1 pseudogene is annotated in these 624 nt (G+C 66.8%); it reads left to right on the plus strand.

Annotated features, from left to right (window positions below):
• Positions 1–89: 89 nt before the first annotated feature.
• A pseudogene (locus tag EOC06_RS44385) lies at positions 90–624 on the plus strand (leucyl aminopeptidase family protein); the annotation flags it as partial.

A 624-nucleotide genomic window follows, 5' to 3' on the forward strand; every position in this document is an offset into this window, starting at 1 on the left:
GCCATTGAGTGGCCGTCTTCCCTCCCGCAGAAATATTCTGTTAACCCTAACGGACGGTTAAGAACGGCGACTCACACGGAGAACATCGCATGCCTGTCGAACTCGTCGGGAAGACATTGCCGGGCGCGCTGCCGGTCCATCTGGTCGCCAGGGACGGTCTGGACGCGGCCGGCCTTGCGCCGGTCGCTGTCGCCTGGGCCAGGGCCAACGGCTTTTCCGGCGAGGCAGGCAGGACGCTGGTCGTGCCCGGCGAAAACGGGGCGCTCGGCGGCGCCTTGTTCGGTATCGGCGATGGGGAAGGCGCGCTCGCCTTTGGCGCGCTGTCGAAAGCCTTGCCGGAAGGCGACTGGCATTTCGCCTCGGCCCCTGTCGAGCCGGACCTCGCGGCGATCGCGCTGGTGCTCGGCGGCTATGTCTTCACCCGTTACGGCAAGAAGCCAGGCAAGGCGCTGCGCTTCGGTCTGCCGGCAGGCGTCGATGGCGGGCGCGTAGGCCGCATCGCCGATGGCGTCTTCCTGACACGCGATCTGGTCAACACGCCGACCAGCGATATGGGTCCAGAAGATTTGGAGCAGGCGGTGCGGACCCTGGCCGCCAGGCACAAGGCCGAAGTCTCGGTGGTCA

The sequence above is a fragment of the Mesorhizobium sp. M7A.F.Ca.MR.362.00.0.0 genome (genome assembly GCF_004023175.1).
Lineage (GTDB): Bacteria > Pseudomonadota > Alphaproteobacteria > Rhizobiales > Rhizobiaceae > Mesorhizobium.